This is a genomic window from Nocardia sp. SYP-A9097 (assembly GCF_009649815.1).
GTDB lineage: Bacteria > Actinomycetota > Actinomycetes > Mycobacteriales > Mycobacteriaceae > Nocardia.
In genome coordinates this window covers 14,035-30,930 of the sequence record NZ_WJIC01000034.1, presented here as the reverse complement: position 1 = coordinate 30,930, position 16,896 = coordinate 14,035, and the positions used below count along the sequence as shown (strand labels likewise).

The 16,896-nt window shown below is 64.5% G+C and carries 21 protein-coding genes; 15 read left to right on the top strand and 6 right to left on the bottom strand.

Annotation, left to right across the window (positions count from 1 at the left end; genetic code table 11):
* Nucleotides 1–37: 37 nt before the first annotated feature.
* The 13 genes from GFY24_RS36040 (at nucleotide 38) to GFY24_RS35980 (ending at nucleotide 11,171) form a co-directional block, all read left to right on the top strand.
* Nucleotides 38–223: a rubredoxin gene (locus tag GFY24_RS36040; protein ID WP_153809595.1), complete on the top strand. Its 186-nt coding sequence runs from the start codon at nucleotides 38–40 to the stop codon at nucleotides 221–223.
* Nucleotides 220–1,377, top strand: a complete 1,158-nt coding sequence (locus GFY24_RS36035; RefSeq protein WP_309231747.1) for an FAD-dependent oxidoreductase — start codon at nucleotides 220–222, stop codon at nucleotides 1,375–1,377. The genes GFY24_RS36040 and GFY24_RS36035 overlap by 4 nt, the downstream gene beginning before the upstream one ends.
* 253 nt (nucleotides 1,378–1,630) lie before the next feature.
* On the top strand, nucleotides 1,631–2,461 hold the full coding sequence (locus GFY24_RS36030; protein WP_153809594.1) for an ABC transporter permease: 831 nt from the start codon (nucleotides 1,631–1,633) through the stop codon (nucleotides 2,459–2,461).
* On the top strand, nucleotides 2,461–3,330 hold the full coding sequence (locus GFY24_RS36025) for an ABC transporter permease (protein ID WP_153809593.1): 870 nt from the start codon (nucleotides 2,461–2,463) through the stop codon (nucleotides 3,328–3,330). Before GFY24_RS36030 ends, GFY24_RS36025 begins: the two co-directional genes overlap by 1 nt.
* Nucleotides 3,331–3,334: 4 nt before the next feature.
* Nucleotides 3,335–4,363, top strand: coding sequence for an MlaD family protein (locus tag GFY24_RS36020; RefSeq protein ID WP_153809592.1), 1,029 nt, complete (start codon nucleotides 3,335–3,337; stop codon nucleotides 4,361–4,363).
* On the top strand, nucleotides 4,360–5,367 hold the full coding sequence (locus GFY24_RS36015; RefSeq protein ID WP_309231746.1) for an MCE family protein: 1,008 nt from the start codon (nucleotides 4,360–4,362) through the stop codon (nucleotides 5,365–5,367). Before GFY24_RS36020 ends, GFY24_RS36015 begins: the two co-directional genes overlap by 4 nt.
* Complete coding sequence (locus GFY24_RS36010) at nucleotides 5,364–6,377, top strand: MlaD family protein (RefSeq protein ID WP_153809591.1); 1,014 nt, start codon at nucleotides 5,364–5,366, stop codon at nucleotides 6,375–6,377. The genes GFY24_RS36015 and GFY24_RS36010 overlap by 4 nt, the downstream gene beginning before the upstream one ends.
* Nucleotides 6,377–7,312, top strand: a complete 936-nt coding sequence (locus tag GFY24_RS36005) for an MCE family protein (RefSeq protein ID WP_153809590.1) — start codon at nucleotides 6,377–6,379, stop codon at nucleotides 7,310–7,312. The genes GFY24_RS36010 and GFY24_RS36005 overlap by 1 nt, the downstream gene beginning before the upstream one ends.
* On the top strand, nucleotides 7,309–8,316 hold the full coding sequence (locus GFY24_RS36000; protein WP_153809589.1) for an MlaD family protein: 1,008 nt from the start codon (nucleotides 7,309–7,311) through the stop codon (nucleotides 8,314–8,316). The genes GFY24_RS36005 and GFY24_RS36000 overlap by 4 nt, the downstream gene beginning before the upstream one ends.
* Complete coding sequence (locus GFY24_RS35995) at nucleotides 8,313–9,263, top strand: MlaD family protein (RefSeq protein WP_153809588.1); 951 nt, start codon at nucleotides 8,313–8,315, stop codon at nucleotides 9,261–9,263. Before GFY24_RS36000 ends, GFY24_RS35995 begins: the two co-directional genes overlap by 4 nt.
* Before the next feature lie 14 nt (nucleotides 9,264–9,277).
* A complete protein-coding gene (locus GFY24_RS35990) occupies nucleotides 9,278–9,898 on the top strand; it encodes a hypothetical protein (RefSeq protein ID WP_153809587.1) in 621 nt (206 codons plus the stop codon).
* A 38-nt stretch (nucleotides 9,899–9,936) separates the two neighbouring features.
* Nucleotides 9,937–10,539: a TetR/AcrR family transcriptional regulator gene (locus GFY24_RS35985; protein ID WP_194853151.1), complete on the top strand. Its 603-nt coding sequence runs from the start codon at nucleotides 9,937–9,939 to the stop codon at nucleotides 10,537–10,539.
* The gene (locus GFY24_RS35980) at nucleotides 10,536–11,171 is read left to right on the top strand and encodes a TetR/AcrR family transcriptional regulator (protein ID WP_153809585.1); all 636 of its coding nucleotides are present in this window, start codon (nucleotides 10,536–10,538) and stop codon (nucleotides 11,169–11,171) included. Before GFY24_RS35985 ends, GFY24_RS35980 begins: the two co-directional genes overlap by 4 nt.
* Here GFY24_RS35980 and GFY24_RS35975 read toward each other — a convergent pair.
* Nucleotides 11,168–11,947, bottom strand: coding sequence for an SDR family oxidoreductase (locus tag GFY24_RS35975; protein WP_309231745.1), 780 nt, complete (start codon nucleotides 11,945–11,947; stop codon nucleotides 11,168–11,170). The genes GFY24_RS35980 and GFY24_RS35975 overlap by 4 nt on opposite strands.
* Nucleotides 11,948–11,990: 43 nt before the next feature.
* Between GFY24_RS35975 and GFY24_RS35970 the strand changes: the two genes are divergently transcribed.
* Nucleotides 11,991–12,920: a MerR family transcriptional regulator gene (locus tag GFY24_RS35970; protein WP_153809583.1), complete on the top strand. Its 930-nt coding sequence runs from the start codon at nucleotides 11,991–11,993 to the stop codon at nucleotides 12,918–12,920.
* A 190-nt stretch (nucleotides 12,921–13,110) separates the two neighbouring features.
* On the opposite strand, the gene GFY24_RS35965 is transcribed toward GFY24_RS35970, so the two are convergent.
* Complete coding sequence (locus GFY24_RS35965; RefSeq protein ID WP_153809628.1) at nucleotides 13,111–13,542, bottom strand: GtrA family protein; 432 nt, start codon at nucleotides 13,540–13,542, stop codon at nucleotides 13,111–13,113.
* Between the two features lie 137 nt (nucleotides 13,543–13,679).
* Here GFY24_RS35965 and GFY24_RS35960 point away from each other — a divergent pair, with 137 nt between their 5' ends.
* A complete protein-coding gene (locus tag GFY24_RS35960) occupies nucleotides 13,680–14,276 on the top strand; it encodes a hypothetical protein (RefSeq protein WP_228566982.1) in 597 nt (198 codons plus the stop codon).
* Here GFY24_RS35960 and GFY24_RS35955 read toward each other — a convergent pair.
* The 4 genes from GFY24_RS35955 to GFY24_RS35940 all read right to left on the bottom strand — a co-directional run bounded on the left by GFY24_RS35955 (nucleotide 14,273) and on the right by GFY24_RS35940 (nucleotide 16,781).
* Nucleotides 14,273–14,482: a hypothetical protein gene (locus GFY24_RS35955; protein WP_153809582.1), complete on the bottom strand. Its 210-nt coding sequence runs from the start codon at nucleotides 14,480–14,482 to the stop codon at nucleotides 14,273–14,275. The two genes, GFY24_RS35960 and GFY24_RS35955, sit on opposite strands and share 4 nt — an antisense overlap.
* Before the next feature lie 30 nt (nucleotides 14,483–14,512).
* Nucleotides 14,513–15,688, bottom strand: coding sequence for an erythromycin esterase family protein (locus GFY24_RS35950; RefSeq protein ID WP_153809581.1), 1,176 nt, complete (start codon nucleotides 15,686–15,688; stop codon nucleotides 14,513–14,515).
* 34 nt (nucleotides 15,689–15,722) lie between these two features.
* Entirely contained in the window at nucleotides 15,723–16,115 is a 393-nt protein-coding gene (locus tag GFY24_RS35945; protein WP_153809580.1) for a DoxX family protein, read from the bottom strand.
* Between the two features lie 75 nt (nucleotides 16,116–16,190).
* The gene (locus GFY24_RS35940) at nucleotides 16,191–16,781 is read right to left on the bottom strand and encodes an isochorismatase family protein (RefSeq protein WP_153809579.1); all 591 of its coding nucleotides are present in this window, start codon (nucleotides 16,779–16,781) and stop codon (nucleotides 16,191–16,193) included.
* Between the last annotated feature and the right edge of the window lie 115 nt (nucleotides 16,782–16,896).

Here is a 16,896-nt window from a genome sequence, read left to right as displayed (position 1 = left end):
ACTTCGAATCCATCACCGCGACAACGGGAACCGAATCATGAGCACCGATTTCAAACTCTTCCGCTGCCTGGTCTGCGGCTTCGAATACGACGAGGCGCTGGGCTGGCCCGAGGACGGTATCGAGTCGGGCACCCGCTGGGCGGATATCCCCGAGGACTGGTCCTGCCCGGACTGCGGTGCGGCCAAGGCGGATTTCGAGATGGTCGAGGTCAGCCGCTCGTGACCGTCTCATCCGGCGCACAGGGCGGGCGCATGGTGATCGTCGGCGGTGTCGTCGCGGGCGCCACCGCCGCCAAGACGCTGCGGAGTTCGGGTTACGGCGGTGAGATCGTGCTGCTGAGCGCGGAGCGGAGCCTGCCGTATCGGCGGCCCATGGTATCCAAGGAGCTGCTGGCGGGCACCGCGGTGGAGCGGCGCACGCTACTGGAGCCCGCCGAGTTCTGGCCGGACCGCGGGATCGATGTGCGCACGGGCATCACCGTCGAGAGTATCGATGCCGATCGCTCGGTGGTGCGGCTGCGCGACGGCGGCGAGATCGGTTACGACGCTTTGCTTCTCGCCACCGGAGCGCGTCCGCGCGCACTGCCGGGTATCCGGGGGCACCTGCTGCGCAGGCGAGACGATGTCGAGGTGTTGCGCCGGGCAATCGGCGGCGGCTCGCTGCTGATCGCCGGAGCCGGGCTCATCGGGTGTGAGGTTGCCGCCACCGCCGCGAGTCTCGGTACGCGCGTGACGGTTCTGCATGCGGGGTCCGCCCCGCTGGATCGGATCGCCCCGGCGGTAATCGGCGACTATATCCGGAAACTTCACGCGGACAACGGTGTTGACATCCATCCCGAGGTACTGCTGACCGGTGTGACGCACACCGCCGCCGGGGTCATCGCTACCGCCACCGACGGTCGCGAGTGGACCGCTGGCGCGGCCCTGGTCGCCATCGGCACCGTCGCCGATACCGCCCTGGCCGAAACCGCCGGTGTGAAGATCGACGACGGCATCCTGGTGGACAAGGCGTACCGCACCTCGATTCCCGGCATCTTCGCCGCCGGAGACGCCGCCGCCCGATTCGATCCGAAGCTCAATGCGTATGTGCGCGAAGAGCATTGGAACAGCGCTCAGGCGCAGGGCGCTGCGGTCGCGCAATCCATGCTCGATCTGCCGGTGACTCCCGCCGGTGTCCCGTGGGGCTGGTCCACCCAATACGGCGTCAATATCCAGTTCGCGGGTCGCATCCTGCCCGGCGATGAATTGGAGGTGCGCGGCACGCCCGGCACCCCGGATATCACCGTGCTCGCCACTCACGACGGCTGTCTCAGAGGCGCGGTCGCAATCGGCCGTCCCGCCGACATTCGCGCCGCCCGCGAACAAATCGCCGCATAGGGTTAACCACTCGCAATTAGTGAAATACCGCCGCATCAATATGATTGATCGGCGGTATTCCTGTTTGCCGAGCCATTGCTGAAAGCGGTTGTGACCTGCTCTCTTTCGTACGCGCGCGGGCATTTTTCACCGAAACCGCTCGGTTGGTCAAGCCCTCCGGCTAATCCAGTGAAGACTGACACGTCAGTCCGAAATCTGTATTACTGTCCGTCTGGGTCGGTAGGGACCCATCGGGGCAGTGGGGTGGTAGGCATTGGTCGACAAGGTCATTCAAGGGCCTGAGCCGTTGATTCGGCAGGCGGTCGAGTTCGTTCTCTCGGGGCTGCGTACCTTCGGGCGCACCATTCAACTCGCGGTGGCGGCCTTCCGCTATCTGGTCACCGATATCGTGGCTCTCAAACATCCGTGGCGCGACACCCTGCAGCAGGGCTGGTTCATTGTCAGCGTCACCGCCATTCCCGCTGTGCTGGTATCGATTCCGTTCGGGGTCATTGTCGCGGTGCAGGTGGGCAGCCTCACCCAGCAGGTCGGCGCGAGTTCGGTCTCCGGTGCGGCGGGCGGACTGGGCGTTATCCGGCAGGGTGCGCCCATGGTGACCGCGTTGCTGCTGGGCGGTGCGGCGGGTTCGGCGATTGCCGCGGATCTGGGCGCGCGCACCATTCGCGATGAGGTGGATGCCTTGCGCACCATGGGAATCGACCCGGTGCGCCGACTGGTCGCACCCCGGCTGGCGGCCATGATCGCGCTCACCCCGCTGCTGTGCATGCTGATCATCTTCATGGGCGTGTTCACCGGATACGTGATCGCCGTGGGGTTTCAGGGCGTCACGCCGGGTAGCTATCTGTCCGCCTTCGCGGCCTTCGCCAAGATGAGCGATCTGGTGGTGGCGATCGTGAAATCGATCCTCTTCGGGGTGATCGTGCTCGTCGTCTCCTGCCAGCGCGGTCTGGAGGCGATGCACGGTCCCAAGGGGGTGGCCAATGCTGTGAACGCGGCGGTGGTGATCGGTGTGATCGCCGCGTTCGGCGTGAATCTTGTTATCACCCAGCTGGTTTCGATGTTCATTCCGACGCAGGTGGGCTGATGACTCAGGTTCCAGCTCGTTATCAACCGTTGGGCGTTGTCGGCCGGGTCGCCGAACGCGGCGCGCGGGCTCCGCTGGGAATCTTCGAATCCCTGGGCCACCAGGCGACTTTCGTCTACGAGGTGCTGGCCGCCATCCCGCATACGCTGCGTGTCTACCGGCGTCAGACCATGCTCATTCTCTCCGATATCACCTGGGGCTCAGGGGCGATTATTGTCGGCGGCGGCACCGTGGCCGTGCTCGCCTTCCTCGGTATCGCGGTCGGCGGCTCCATCGGCGTGGAGGGTTTCACCGCGCTGAATATGGTCGGCATGGGCCCGCTCACCGGCTTCGTCTCGGCCTACGCCAATACCCGGGAGATGGCTCCCATGGTCGCGGCCATCGGTTTCGCCGCACAGGCGGGCTGCCGGATGACCGCCGAGATCGGCGCCATGCGCATCTCCGAGGAGATAGATGCCTTGGAGGCCATCGGAATTCGGCCCATGCCGTTCGTGGTGACGACCCGGGTGATCGCGGGCATCATCACCATTGTCCCGCTGCATCTGCTCACGCTCATCCTGTCGTATCTGTCCTGCGCGACGGTGGTGAATGTGCTGCACGGGCAGTCCTCGGGCACCTACTACCACTATTTCGACGCGTTCCTGCAACCGGGTGATGTGATCGCATCCCTGGTCAAGGCAATGATTTTCGTCATCGCCATTATTCTCATCCACGGCTACCAGGGCTTCTACGCCTCCGGCGGTCCGGAGGGCGTGGGCCGGGCGTCGGGCCGGGCCATTCGCGCCAGTCTGGTGCTGGTGGTCATCCTGGACATGATCCTCACCATTGTGATCTGGGGCCTGGATGTCGGCATCAGGATCTCGGGGTGATGTGATGAGCGGCTTCCAGGACCACTCCGGCCGCAGCGCCGGACCGTGGGTATTGCGGTTGCGCGGGGTACTGATCGCGATAGTTCTCGTCACCGTGACGTTGCTCGTAAGCTCTTATGCGCGTGGATCATTCGCCGACCGGTTCGATCTCACCGTCGACGCGGCCACCCTCGGTGAGGGGCTCGCGCCGGGTGCGGAGGTGAAGTTCCGCGGCTATGCCATCGGCACGGTCCGCAAGGTCGAAACAGTCGGCTACGGCCATCAGCGTATTCAGCTGCAGATCGACCGGAGGCAGGCGGCCGCGCTCACCGATGATGTGACCGCGCGCTTCACCTCCTCGAATGTCTTCGGCTCCAGCGCGATCGAACTGGTCGCGGGTAGCGGTGGCGCGCCACTGCGTGAGAATGCCACCCTGCATATCGGCGAGAACGCCACCAATGCCACCGTCGCCGGGGTCTTCCGGCGCGCCGCACGGCTCACCCAGGTACTCGACTCCGCCACGGTGCGAAGGCTTTTCGATCTGCTGCTCGACAATGCCGACAGTCTGGGCCCGGTGCTGCAGTCGTTCTTCGAGACCGCGCGCCTGCTGGCCGACGGACAGCAGGCTCCGCTCGGGCACTACCTGACGATCGGCCGGGATATGACCGGCGCGCTCGCCGATCTGACGCCCTCGGTCGGGCGTGCCATTCTCGCGGTGCTCGAACAATCCGCGTACTTCGGCGACGCCACCAATCGCGCGCGCACCGACAAGGCCACCGGTGGTGTGGATCAGTCTGTGCTGGTGGGTATTTCGGAGCTGCTGCGCCGCAACAACCCGGACCTGGAGCAGGTACTCGGCGGAGTGCTCGATGTCGCGGTGCCGGTGACCGTCTCGCTCGGCACGGTGGCTCCGGCCTACAACCGGATTCCGAATCTGCTGCGCGCCATGAACGAAGCCTTCCCGGAGGTGGACGGGCATGTACAGCTGCAGCTGGACCTGATCGTGAAAACCATGCCGTATCTGGCCGATTCGCTGGGAGGTGCGGCGAAGTGAACGATATCGTCAAGTCCTCCGTCAAACTCGTGATCTTCCTGCTCATCGTCTCGGCCTGTTCGGTCTTCATCGTGACCGCGCTGCGCACCCCGATCCCGGGTGACAAGGTCGGCTATGACGCCGTATTCACCGATGTGTCAGGGCTTTTCGCCGGAGACTCGGTGCGCATGTCCGGTGTCGCGGTCGGCAAGGTGGAGACGGTCGCCCTGGACGGCGCGCGGGCGCGGGTGCACTTCACCGTCGCCACCGACCGGCCGATCTACGACAACACCAAGGCCGCGGTGCGCTATCAGAACCTCATCGGGCAGCGGTATGTCGAGCTGCTCACCGAGGGCACCGGCGGCGCGAAACTACCGGCGGGAGCGACGATTCCGATACAGCGGACCATTGCCAGCTTCGATGTCTCCAAGCTGTTCAACGGCTTCAAACCGCTCTTCGACACCCTGGATCCCGGACAGCTCAATAGGTTCGGCGATAATCTGCTGCGCGTAATCCAAGGGGACGGTTCGGGTATCGGCCCGGTGCTCTCGGACCTGGATACGCTCACCAGGCACGCCCGCAATAGCGAGGCCGTGATCGTGCTGCTCATTCGCAATCTGGGCCTTGTCTCCGATGAGATCGGCGGCAAATCCCAGGCGGTCGGCGATCTGGTGACGCAACTGGCCGGCATTCTGCGCCAGTTCACCAGTAGGACGCAGACGATGCTGACCGCTATCGATTCCGCGAAAGACGCACTGGCCCCGCTGATTCCGCTGCTCGAGCAGACCCGCGACGCCTACGACGTGGCCTACGGCCCGATCGACGGATTGCTGCGGCGGCTGGTCCCGCAGACCGATCAGCTCACCCAGATTCTGGCGGTCACACCGCAATTGGTCACCGGACTGAACGAGAGCGTGCCCGGCGACGGCGTGAAACCGCGGATCACCTGCTCCAACGGCGAGGCAGCGCTGCCCGCCGTCGCGGACGTCATCCTGTCCACGCAGAACCTGGTGGTGTGCAAATGAAGGGGCTGATCCGCTACTTCAGCGAACTGATCCGCGACACCCTCACCGGGCGCGGTGACCAGCCGACGCAATTGCGCTGGGGCATAGCCGGTGTCACGGTATGCGCGGTGACGCTGCTGGCGGCGGGCACGCTGTACGTGGTGCCGTTCGGGCAGCACACCTACATCGCCGACTTCAAGATCTCCGGTGGAGCGCGCTCGGGTGACGAGGTGCGGGTCGCGGGCATCAATGTCGGCAAGATCCGCTCGGTGGACCTGGTCGGCGATCACGTCGAGGTCAGCTTCACCGTGAAATCCGAAGTGCGGGTGGGGGATCGGGCCGCGGTGGAGGTCAAGATGCTGACCCCCATCGGCGGGCACTACCTGGCGCTCGCCCCGACCGGCGATAAGGAGTTGGGGGCCAAGCACATTCCGCCCGAGCGCACCGGAACACCCTTCGAGCTCAGCGATATTCTCGACAAGGGCACGCCGATCTTCAGCAAGGTCGACGCGGGCACCATGCGCGATACGGTCGGCGAGTTGAACAAGGCTCTGGCCGGGCAGCCCGACGCTTTGCGCGGTGTCATCAACAATGCGAATGATCTGACCGGAATCCTGGCCGATCGCACCCAGCAGCTCAATACCGCGCTGCAGGTCTCGGACGAGTACATAGCCGCCATAGCCGATGACAAGACGCTACTGGCCGATTTCGTCCGCCAGCTCGGCACCGTCGCCGATCAGCTCGGCAATCGCAAGGACGATATCGTCACCGTCTTCAATCTGGTGAAACGGCTGCTCGTCGTCCTGCATCGCCCGATCATGGCGTACGGGGACTCCATCGAACCCTCGGTAACCCAGTTCGAGCAATTGTTCGCCAAGGTCTTCGCCGACCCGAATCGGCTCGACACCGTGGTGAACGGATTGCGGGATGTGATAGCCAAACTCAATGGCCTGCTCGGCACCCAGGTGAAGGCGAATGCGCCCGCCGACGGTGTGCAGGTGTGTATTCCCTACCAGGGCAAGGCGTGCTGATGGGATGGATGCGCAAAGCCCGGGGCCGATCTGTGCTGGCCGCCGCTGCCGCGGTCGTGGTCGCCATAACCGTTGCAGCCGGGGTGACCTGGGCCGGGACGGTACGTGATACGAAACAGAGCGTCTGCGCCGAATTCGCCGATACCGTAGGCCTTTACCAGGGCAATAGCGTCACCATGCTCGGTGTCGAGATCGGCGCGGTATCGAAGATCGAATCACTCGGCGATCGCATGCGGGTAACCATGAGCGTGGGCGAGAAGGTGAAACTGCCCGCCGATATCGAGGCCGTCACCATGTCGAGTTCCATTGTGACCGACCGGCATGTGGAGTTGACCAAGCCCTACACCGCTGGACCGCGTTTCGACACTTCGAAATGTATTGCGCTGGACCACACCAAGACTCCCATCGGGATCAGTGAGGCGCTCGATGCCATGGGCAGGCTCGCCGGTGATCTGACCGGCGGCGGGCAAGCGAATGACACCCTGCTCAACGACACGCTCACCGCCGCCGACAATGCCATCAGTGGGACCGGACCGCAGTGGAATCAATTGCTACAGCGGCTCTCCGCCGTGGTCGGTGATCCGTCGCAGCGCGATGTGGTGTTCCGGCGGCTGGTCGACAATCTTGATCAGCTCACCACCATGTTCGTGACCAATTGGCCGGATTTGCAACAGGTGCTGGACAATCTGCGCGCCGGACTGCAACTCATCGGTGAGTTCTCGACCGAATTCGCGGGTGCGGTCGATATCGCGGCGGAGTTCCTGCCGGTGCTGGCGCGCAATGTCGGGAAATACGATCAGCAGGCGTACAGCTTCCTGGATCTGTATCTGCCGCAGGCGCATGACTTCGTGCAGCAGCATGAGGGCGATATCGCCAGCCTGCTCGCTCAGTTGCCGTCGCTGGCGGCGCAACTACCGCAGGCAGGTGGCCGATGAGGCATATAGCTCCGCGGGTGATTCCGGTGTTGATCGCGGTCGCCCTGCTGCTCACCGGCTGCGGGGTGCGGGCCACCGATATCCCTATTCCGGGTACCTATCCCAGCGGTGAAACCTACTCCGTGCGAATCGAATTCGGCTCGGTGTTGAATCTGCCGGACCGGGCCAAGGTGATTGCCGACGGTGTCGAGATCGGCATGCTCGATCACATCGATCTGATCGGCACCACCGCGGTCGCCACGGTCGAACTGCGTACCGATGCCAAACTGCCGAAGACCACCACCGCGGAATTGCGGCAGAGCACCATTCTCGGCGATATCCATATCGCCCTGGAAGCCCCGGCGAACGCCCCGGCCGACTTCCTGCGTGATGGTGATGTCATACCGGTCTCGCAGACCGTGCCCGCCACCAATGTGGAGGATATTCTGCGGGCGCTGTCCAATATCATCACCGGCGGCCGGTGGGGTGATCTGCAGCAGCTGGTCGCCGATGTGAACGCGGCCTTCCCGAGCGATCCGGCCGAGCTGGATCGGATCAATACCGCCGGGCGTGCGGCGCTGCGCGATATGGCTTCGCACAGCGCCGATATCGATCGCATTCTTGTTTCGGCGCAACAGATTACGGGGAAGCTGGAGACCGGGCGCGATGCGGTGGATCGCATTCTGACCTTCGGGCCGGAACGTGCGGCCGGGCTGTCGGCGGTGCTGTTCAATGTGGTCGAACTGATTATCAGCGGCGGCACGATGGCGCAGCATCTGGGCGAACTGGTCCTACCGCATATCGGCGACTTCCGATCGATCGTCTCGATTCTCGCCCCGACCGCGGTGACCATCGGCTACTCCGACATCACCCTGGCCACGAATCTGGAGGCCTTCCGTAATCTGCTGCGGGACAAGCTGATTCCCTTCCTGGAGTCTCCGGACGTGCGGGTGGATCGGGTCTCGGCGGATGTGCAGGCCGATCAATTGCTCACAACCCTGCGATCGATGGGGCTGGTGCCATGAAACTCTCGTTCTCCGGACCGGTTTCGCTGGTCCTGCTCATGGTGTTGACGCTGGTCTGCGGCAGCTATATGGCGGTCGGTGTGCTCAATCTGGATCCGCGCCGCCAAAACAACACCGTCACAGTGCTGCTGGACTTCTCCGGCGGGCTCATGAAGACCTCCGAAGTGACCCTGCGGGGGCTGCCGATCGGACGGGTGCGCGATATCGGCGCGACGGTACGCGGGCTGGCGGTAACGCTGGAATACGATGCCAAGTACCGGATTCCGGAGGACAGTGCGGTGCGGATCGCCAACCTGTCGGCGGCGGGGGAGCAGTTCATCGACTTCCGGCCCACCGGCACCGCCGGGCCGTTCCTGCACGACGGCAGCATTGTGCCGCAGCGGCAGGTGCGGATCGCCAGCACCGTCGGTGACGCGCTCGCCAAAATGGATGCGCTTACCGCACAACTGGATCCGGCGAGACTGGAGCATCTGGCCACCACCGTGGCGGCCGGATTCGAGGGGCGCGACGCGGATATCGCCAACCTCACCAAGGCGTTGACCAGTACGGCGAATCTGCTGCGGGACAAGCGCGATGCGATTGCCCGGTTGTACTCGAATGTGCAGACCCTGGGTGACCGGTTCGACGGCCGGGCCCCCTCGCTCAGTGCCGCCGCCGGTGACCTGGACTCGGCATTGCCGGAGCTGCTGCACATTATCGCCGCGTTCCAGAACTTCTCCTATGTCGGGGAGAACATCTTCGACGATCCGCTGGGGCCGCTAGTCACCAAGATCGATCAGTACCTGTCCCTGATCGGGCCGGATCTCGGGTTCATTGCCACCGCGCTGCGACCCTCGACGAGTGCGATCAAGCCGTTGCGGGTCGATGCCGGATCGATAGTCGATCTGCTGGCGACCGTATTTCCCGGCGATGGCAAAGCCCATGTCGGCGTTGAGTTTCCTCGATAGAGAGAAGGCGAATCGTGAGTGAGATCGAGAAGCAGAACACCGAATCCACCGTGGTGCTGCAGAAGTCGATGCCCGAGCTCGTGAAGCCGGTGCGGTTCAGCGAGATTCGCGACCGGCTCCAGGTGATCGCGGTGGCCGTCGTCGCGGTACTGGCCGTACTGCTCGGAATCGGCTGGCACAGTGCCTCCGGCAATCTGAATGCCTTGCGCACCAGCGATTCCGACCGCGACCGGGCTGCCGAGGTGGCCGGCGATTACGCCATGCGCTCGCTGACCTACGACTACAAGAACTTGCCCGGCTTCTTCGACGGTGTGCAGCGCGATACCTCGGAGGCGTTGCGCAACAAGTACACCCAGGCGCACGATGCCCTCACCAAGATCATGACCGGGGCGCAGGTCGTCGCCACCGGCGAGGTGGTCGGCACCTCGGTGCAGGCCAAGGGCAATGACCAGTACGCGGTCACCGTCTACGCCATTCAGCGCACCCAGAATATTCAGCAGACCGAGCCCGCCGCCAAGCCGAATCTGCTGGTCGTCACGGTCGCCAAGAGCGGCGGTGACTGGCTGGTGGTCGACTACGGCCCCAAGGATGGCGTCACCACCGACGGTGTCGCCAAGGCCGGGGCCACGAAATAGCCCCGCGCACAGGCCGGCCGCCGCAGCCCGGCCTTTCCGTGCGACGGCGTCGGCAGATTATCGAAGCCGCCTACGAGGTGTTCACCGCGCACGGTTATGCGGCCACCGCCATCTCCGCAGTGGCCGCGCGCGCGGGGGTGGGACAGGGCACGATCTACCGGTATTTCGGTAGCAAGCGCGAAATCCTCGACCACGTCGTCGATTTCGGGATCGACAAGGTGATCGAGTCCGTGCGGATCCCCGAACTCTTCGGTACCGCACGGAGTCTCGACGAGCTGATGGATGCGGTGCGGGCGGCGGTATCGCGGATATACGACCTGCTGGAGCGGGAGCCGCAGGTGTTGCGGCTGCTACTCGTTGAGGCCGGGGCCATCGATCCCGAACTGGCACAACGGCTTCTGGGTCTGGAGGCGGTGACCGCGTCACTGGTGGCGGGTGAGATCTCGCGCGGGGTATACGCGGGCTGGTTGCGCGCCGATCTCGATCCGGAGGTGCTCGGACACGCTATCCTGACCCTCGTCGGTCCGTGGCTCATGCGGGAACTGCACGGCACGCCCGATCCGCGCGCCCGCGAGCGCAGTACCGAGGGGGTGCTGCGGTTATTGGAGAAGGCGTTGCGTATACGAGAGGCGGTGTCGTGAGTGAGCTCGGCCGCGATGCCCGGCGGGCCGATCGTGCGGAGCAGCGGCGTGCCGAATTGATCTATGCCGCTTATGGTCTCGTGATGAAGCAGGGGTTTCGGAGCATCGGCGTGGACGATATCGCCAGCGCGGCGGGCGTCTCGCACGGGACCTTCTACAACTACTTCGACAATAAGCGCGATATTCTCGACGCCGTCATCGACCACTGCTTCGACCAGATTCGTGAGCGCCTGCTCGGACCAGAGGCCGAGGTCGTGCCCGACTCCATGGGGGCATTTCGCGCTCGGTACGCGCGGGTTATCGATCGCTGCTACGACCTGGTGGCCACCGAGCCCGGTCTGGTGAATTTCCTGCTGCTGGAGGCGTCTTCGATCGACGACCGGGTCATCGATCGCTGTCTGCGCAATGCCCGCCGCTTCGGTGCGCAAGCGGTGGAGCAGGTGAGTCAGGGAATGAAATGCGGGTTCCTGGACGCCGGCCTCGATGCCGATATCGCGGGCGAGGTGCTGCTCTCGGTGCTCGTCTCCGCGCTGTTCTCGGCCCTGCGCGCGGGCGCGGACGGCCTCACGCAGGAGCGAGTTCGCCTGCAGCTCACCGAGTTTCTCTGCACCGCGCTCGGAGCACCGGATTAGTGCACCGAGAATCCGCCGTCGACATGGATCGCCTGACCGGTGACATACGCGGAGGCTTGGCTCGCGAGAAATACCGCGGCACCGGCGAAATCGTCGGCGAGGCCATTGCGGCCGACCATGGTGCGCGCGGCCAGCGCCGCGACCCGCTCCGAATCCTCCTGCAGCCGTTGGTTCAACGGCGTCAGCACGAAGCCCGGGACGAGGGTATTGCAGGTGACGCCGTAGGGCGACCAGGTCTCGGCCTGTGACCGGGCCAGCGACTCCAGCGCGCCCTTGGACACCCCGTAGGCGCCACTGTTCACGAATGCTCTGTGCGCCTGCTGCGAGGTGATGTGAATGATCCGCCCGAACCCGCGCTCCGCCATACCCGGCCCGAAGCGCTGCCCGAGCAGGAATGGCGCGTCCAGATTCACCGCCATGGTCTGATCCCACACCTGCTCGCCGAGTTCGGCGAAGGGTGGCCGCAGATTGATCCCCGCGCAATTCACCAGAATATCCGGCTCGCCGAAGATCCGCACAGCGTCCTCGGCGCCCGCCCGCACACCCGCGCGCGTCGTGAGATCCGCACTCACCCAGCCCATTTCGCAGCCCTGCGCCGTGAATTCGGCGGCGGTTTCCGCCAGCTTGTCCTTACCGCGCGCCACAATCACGACTCTGGCCCCGGCCTGTGCGAGCGCACCCGCGATGGCCCGCCCGATGCCCGAGCTCCCGCCGGTCACGAGCGCGACCCGCCCCCGCAGCGAGAACAGTCCGGAGAGGTAATCCTGTGTAGTCACGGTACTTGAGTCTCCACCAGGGGGAGACGCCAAGCTATTGCTCATGGACGACGAAGCGCTCTACCCCATCGGGGCTCTGGCCGAACGAACCGGTCTGACGGTCAAGACCATTCGCTTCTACGCCGACCGCGGCATCGTCCCGCCCACCGAATTCACCCCCGCCGGCTACCGCCTCTACAACGCCGAGGCCATAGCCCGCCTCGAACTCGTCCGCACCCTCCGCGATCTGGGCGTAGACCTGGCCACCATCCGCCGCGTCCTGGCCGGCGAAACCACCGTCGCCGAGGTGGCCGCCACCCACGCCGAAGCCATCGACCTACAGATCACCCTGCTCCGCCTCCGCCGCGCGGTCCTACGCGCGGTAGCCAAACGCGAATCCAACCCCCAGGAGATGACCCTCATGCACAAACTCATCCAGCTCTCCGAAGCAGAACGCCACCGCCTCATCCACGATTTCATAGACGACACCTTCGGCTCCGCCAACGGCAACCCCGAAATGGCCGACCTGGTCCGAGCCTCCATGCCCCACCTCCCCGAAGACCCCACCCCCCAACAATTGGAAGCCTGGATAGACCTGGCCGACCTGACCCAAAACCCCGACTTCCGTGCAGCAGTCCGCCGCATGGTCGCCTACCAAGCCAAGGAACGCGCCGCCGGCGAAACCACCGGCCTACACCACGACCTCACCGAAGCGGTAACCACCGAAATCACCGCCGCCCTCGAGGCCGGAATCACCCCCGATTCCCCCACGGCCGCAACAATTCTCAACACCCTCACCGCCCGCTACGCCGAAACCTTCGCCAAACCCGACGACCCGGCCCTCCGCCACTGGATCCTCGAACGCCTGACAATCGCCAACGACCCCCGCGTAGAAGAATATTGGCGCCTCCTATCCACCATCAACGCCTGGCCCCCCTTCCCCAACCTCACCCCCATCTTCACCTGGTTCGCCGCCGCCCTCCGCTCCCACTAACCCCTACCCCGGGAGTGCGGTTTCATCTCATCGAGTCTGAGGTTGCCGGTGGTCACGGACCAGGTACCCGGTATGACCGGTCGACGGTCCCCGTTACCACGCAGGATTCATGGTGATCATCCGTCCATCAGCGTATGTCGCACTACCGCAACCAGTTTCATCAGATTTCGGAGGTCGAGGCGGTCTCGTTTCAGAAGACGAAGCCGCGGAGGGCTAGGAAGCGGAGGGCGCCGATTGCGGCCATGATGGCGATTACCGCGGCTGACTGGGCGATTGTGCTGAGGCCCGGTGCCCAGAGGTTGAGGGCGGCCAGGGCTGCTGTGCTGACCAGGAGACCGATCAGGGCCAGGCCGCCGGCTTCCCATTGGGCGTTGAACCAGCCGACTCGGGCGGTGGCGCGGAAGGTTAGTTGGCGGTGGAGTTCGTTGGCGATGATCGTGCTTACGATCGAGCCGGCGATATTGGCTATCAGGGGGCCGAATTCGGTCATGGCCATGAACAGCAGTATGTAGACGATATTGCTGGCGCCGCCGACCAGGGCGAAACGGATCAGTTGGGCGAAAGTGTGATCACCACGCAGATAGCGGCGCACGACGCTCAGCCACTCCGCGCCGACGCTCAGGTCGAGGCCGGGGAGGAGGGTGGTGTCCCCGTATGGGTTCCGCTGGCCGGGAGCGGCGAGTGCTGTGCTGTTCACGGGACTACTGTCGCCAACCTCGCTGACAGCGCGCTTACATCGGGCTTACACCGCCCTGACACGTGACTCACACGGTGTTCGGCCTGGTCGCGGTGGATAATGCACTGGTGGTGATGACACGGCGGATATCGGTCGCGGGTACTTCGGGGTCGGGTAAGAGTGCGCTGGCGCGGCGGATTTCGGGGCGGCTGGGGATTCCGCATATCGAGCTCGACGCCATTCACCATCAGGCGGATTGGACGCCGCTGGGGGAGGCGGAGTTCCGGGCCGCGGTCGGCGAGCGCATTGCCCAGGACGCCTGGGTGGTCGACGGGAACTATCACGGCAAGCTCGGTCACCTGGTGTGGAGTCGCGCCGATACCGTGGTCTGGTTCGATCTACCGCGGTGGCAGGTCATGATGCAGATCATCCGGCGAACTCTCATAAGGCTGCTGGCCCGGCACGAGCTGTGGAACGGTAATCGCGAACGCGGCCGAAACCTGTTCTCGCTCAACCCGGAGCATTCGGTCATCGCCTGGGCTTGGACGACGCACGCCAGGAACCGCGACCGCTACCTCACCTGGCAGGACGACCCGGCATACCGCCACATCACCTTTATCCGGCTGCGCTCACATCGCGAAGCAACCGCATTCCTGGCGGACCTCGAACAGTGCCCCTAAACGAGCTCGACCTCGTCGAATCCGACGGTCAGCCCGTGCCGGCGCTCGCGCAGCACATTGCCCTCACGATGAACGAGGCCCTCACCGAATTCGATGCGTAGCTCGGCGCGGTGCGGATCGACTTCCCGGACGACCCCGCAGATGCCGCTGAATGGGCCCTCCGGAAAGTAGACGACATCACCTGGACCGTAGTCGGCAGCATCCATGCCGACACCCTAATCGACTGGGCGGTGGCGCTATTGGAACCAGCGCAGCGGCGAGACTTCGCGAACGTGGATGAGGATGTCGAAGGCGGCGGGCAGATCCGCGACCGTGAGGTAGGCGGCGGTATCCTGGGCCGGGTTGTAGATACCGCTGATGACTCGCATCTTGACCGGACCGAAAGGTTCGGCGGCGCGCAGATCCAGCCAATTCGTCTCAGGGGCAGCGGAACCCAGCACGGCGTCGAGGAAATCCGGTGCGGGGGAGGGGATATCGGCGATACCGACATTGCCGTGGTGGAAGCCGATGGCAATGGAGGCGTAGTCGGAGCCGTAGTACCGGCGTAGCGCGCTACCCACGGTCGGCGGGGTGCTGTCGGTGGGCTGCGAGCCGAGAGGTGTTGCGGCACTGTGCGCTATCCCGTCCCAGTAGACGACGCGTTCACCGGTCCGGGTCTGATGGTTGATGATGGTGGCCGCCCAGCGCTCGTCATCACCGATGAAACTGCCGCGGCCCGCGACGCTGTTCTCATGGAAGTCGACGATCGACCGCATGAGCGATAGCGCCTGATCCGAGACGGGCAGCGAATTAACCAGGGCCGCAGCATCATCGGCGTGCTCACGGAACAAGCGTCCCGGGTGGATACCCTGAGCCCGCTGTACGTGTTCATCAGTCGTATGCGCGGTGCGAATCGGCTCCAGATGAGCAGAAAGCTCGTCCACCCGATCAGGCGCAACCTCCCGAACCGCCGCCGACACCACGTCGTAATCCGCCGACTTCGCCTGTGCGGGTTTCACCGCGATAATCCGCACCGGATCCGCAGGATGCGCCCGGTTGAAATCCCGGATCCACTCCAACGCGGTAGCCATCTCCTGATGCCGCCAAGGCCGCCAAGCGGTTTCGAGCGCACCACGGGCCGACCCCTCGCTGCTCACCACATACTCGTCGAGAATCGCGGCCACATCGGCACTGTCCTGTAGCGCGACAACCCGAAACCCATACTGCTGCACCAGCAAATGGAACAGCGCATCCCGCAGAGCGAAGGTCTCCGGTGCGAACCGCGTCGACTCACCGATACCCACCACCTTGGCCGCGGCCACCGCGCGCGCGATCTCCGCGAGCCCCGCCGCATCCAGCGCACGCGGTACGGACGGCAGATCGGCGAGGCCGAGGCCGGTGGAAGTGCTTGCCGGAGTTGAGGTCGCGTTCATACTCGCAACTCTGCTAGCTGAACCAAGGTTGAGGTCAAGCGAGTGTGGCCCGGGGCACTCTGCGATCGGCGGGCCGCAGCGCCCAGGAGGCCGCCGTGAGTACGGTGAATACCGCGAGCACGCCGACCTCGTTCAACGCGTACCCGGTGGTCAGATGCGAAATAATCGCACCCGTGTACACGAAGAACGTTCCCGCATAAGCCCATTCCTTGACCACCGGCCAGCCCGGCGCGAGTATCGCGGCGGCCCCGATTATCTTCCACACGCCCAAGATCGTGAGGAAGTATGTCGGATAGCCGAGATTCACCACCAGATCCCGGTAGGTGTGGAAATGCACGGCATCGAGTACCCCGCCTACCACCAGCTCCGCGATGACCAGCCCGGTGCTCACCCAGTAGACGAGCGGGCGATAACGAATCCAATTCATGATCTACTCCGTTCCAGCCGGAGACGCGGTATTCATCCACCGCGATCACTGAATCCATTGTCCCGCAGTAGGTGGCTATGTCAGGTCGGATCCCTTCGCGACAATGACGGCGTACACATCGCCGATGGTCGCCAGTGCACTCCGATGCAGTTGCTCGGCCGACACCTCGGCCACGACGGTCGCCAACGGCCGGGTCGCGCAGGCATCGGCGACCACGGTGGGTGAGTTGCCGCGCAGGAAAGCCCCTTCGGCGGTGAACTGCACGCACATATGCGTCATGAATCCGATGAGAATGACGTTCTTATTGCCCGCCGCGTCGATCCGTTCACCGAGGTCGGTGCCGACAAAACTATTGGGCGCGGTCTTCACCACCACCGCCTCGCCCTCGATGGCCGCGACCAGCGGATGGATCTGCCCGATCTCGGCGGTGATGTCGTAGGGCGTGCCCTCGCCACCGTCATTGATGACATGAATGATCGTGGTCCCGGCCTGCCGCGCCCGCGCGAGCAGTTCGGCCGCGGCATCGAGCGCGGCTTCCCATCCGGTCAGCTCCATAACGCCGCGCGTATAGGTGTTCTGATAATCGATGAGCACCAGCGTGGCATCGGCGAGCGAGGCCGGGGTGGGATCGAGACCGTCGAGTTCGCGCAGAGTCGTCGCAGCCATTGAATGTCCTTCCAGGAGTTGAATGTGTATCACGCTACGGCCGCGGCGTCATGTCGGAAATATCATGTAACCTGCAGATCCTCATCGTCCCCGGCGCGGTCGAGGTCGACGGCGA

What these genes read in the sequence shown, in the direction of transcription:
- GFY24_RS36020 (WP_153809592.1), top strand. Translation starts at nt 3,335, where the DNA reads ATGAGCGGCTTCCAGGACCACTCCGGCCGCAGCGCCGGACCGTGGGTA.
- GFY24_RS36010 (WP_153809591.1), top strand. Translation starts at nt 5,364, where the DNA reads ATGAAGGGGCTGATCCGCTACTTCAGCGAACTGATCCGCGACACCCTC.
- GFY24_RS36000 (WP_153809589.1), top strand. Translation starts at nt 7,309, where the DNA reads ATGAGGCATATAGCTCCGCGGGTGATTCCGGTGTTGATCGCGGTCGCC.
- GFY24_RS35955 (WP_153809582.1), bottom strand. Translation starts at nt 14,482, where the DNA reads ATGGATGCTGCCGACTACGGTCCAGGTGATGTCGTCTACTTTCCGGAG.
- GFY24_RS35995 (WP_153809588.1), top strand. Translation starts at nt 8,313, where the DNA reads ATGAAACTCTCGTTCTCCGGACCGGTTTCGCTGGTCCTGCTCATGGTG.
- GFY24_RS36005 (WP_153809590.1), top strand. Translation starts at nt 6,377, where the DNA reads ATGGGATGGATGCGCAAAGCCCGGGGCCGATCTGTGCTGGCCGCCGCT.
- GFY24_RS35945 (WP_153809580.1), bottom strand. Translation starts at nt 16,115, where the DNA reads ATGAATTGGATTCGTTATCGCCCGCTCGTCTACTGGGTGAGCACCGGG.
- GFY24_RS35970 (WP_153809583.1), top strand. Translation starts at nt 11,991, where the DNA reads ATGGACGACGAAGCGCTCTACCCCATCGGGGCTCTGGCCGAACGAACC.
- GFY24_RS35940 (WP_153809579.1), bottom strand. Translation starts at nt 16,781, where the DNA reads ATGGCTGCGACGACTCTGCGCGAACTCGACGGTCTCGATCCCACCCCG.
- GFY24_RS36025 (WP_153809593.1), top strand. Translation starts at nt 2,461, where the DNA reads ATGACTCAGGTTCCAGCTCGTTATCAACCGTTGGGCGTTGTCGGCCGG.
- GFY24_RS36040 (WP_153809595.1), top strand. Translation starts at nt 38, where the DNA reads ATGAGCACCGATTTCAAACTCTTCCGCTGCCTGGTCTGCGGCTTCGAA.
- GFY24_RS35950 (WP_153809581.1), bottom strand. Translation starts at nt 15,688, where the DNA reads ATGAACGCGACCTCAACTCCGGCAAGCACTTCCACCGGCCTCGGCCTC.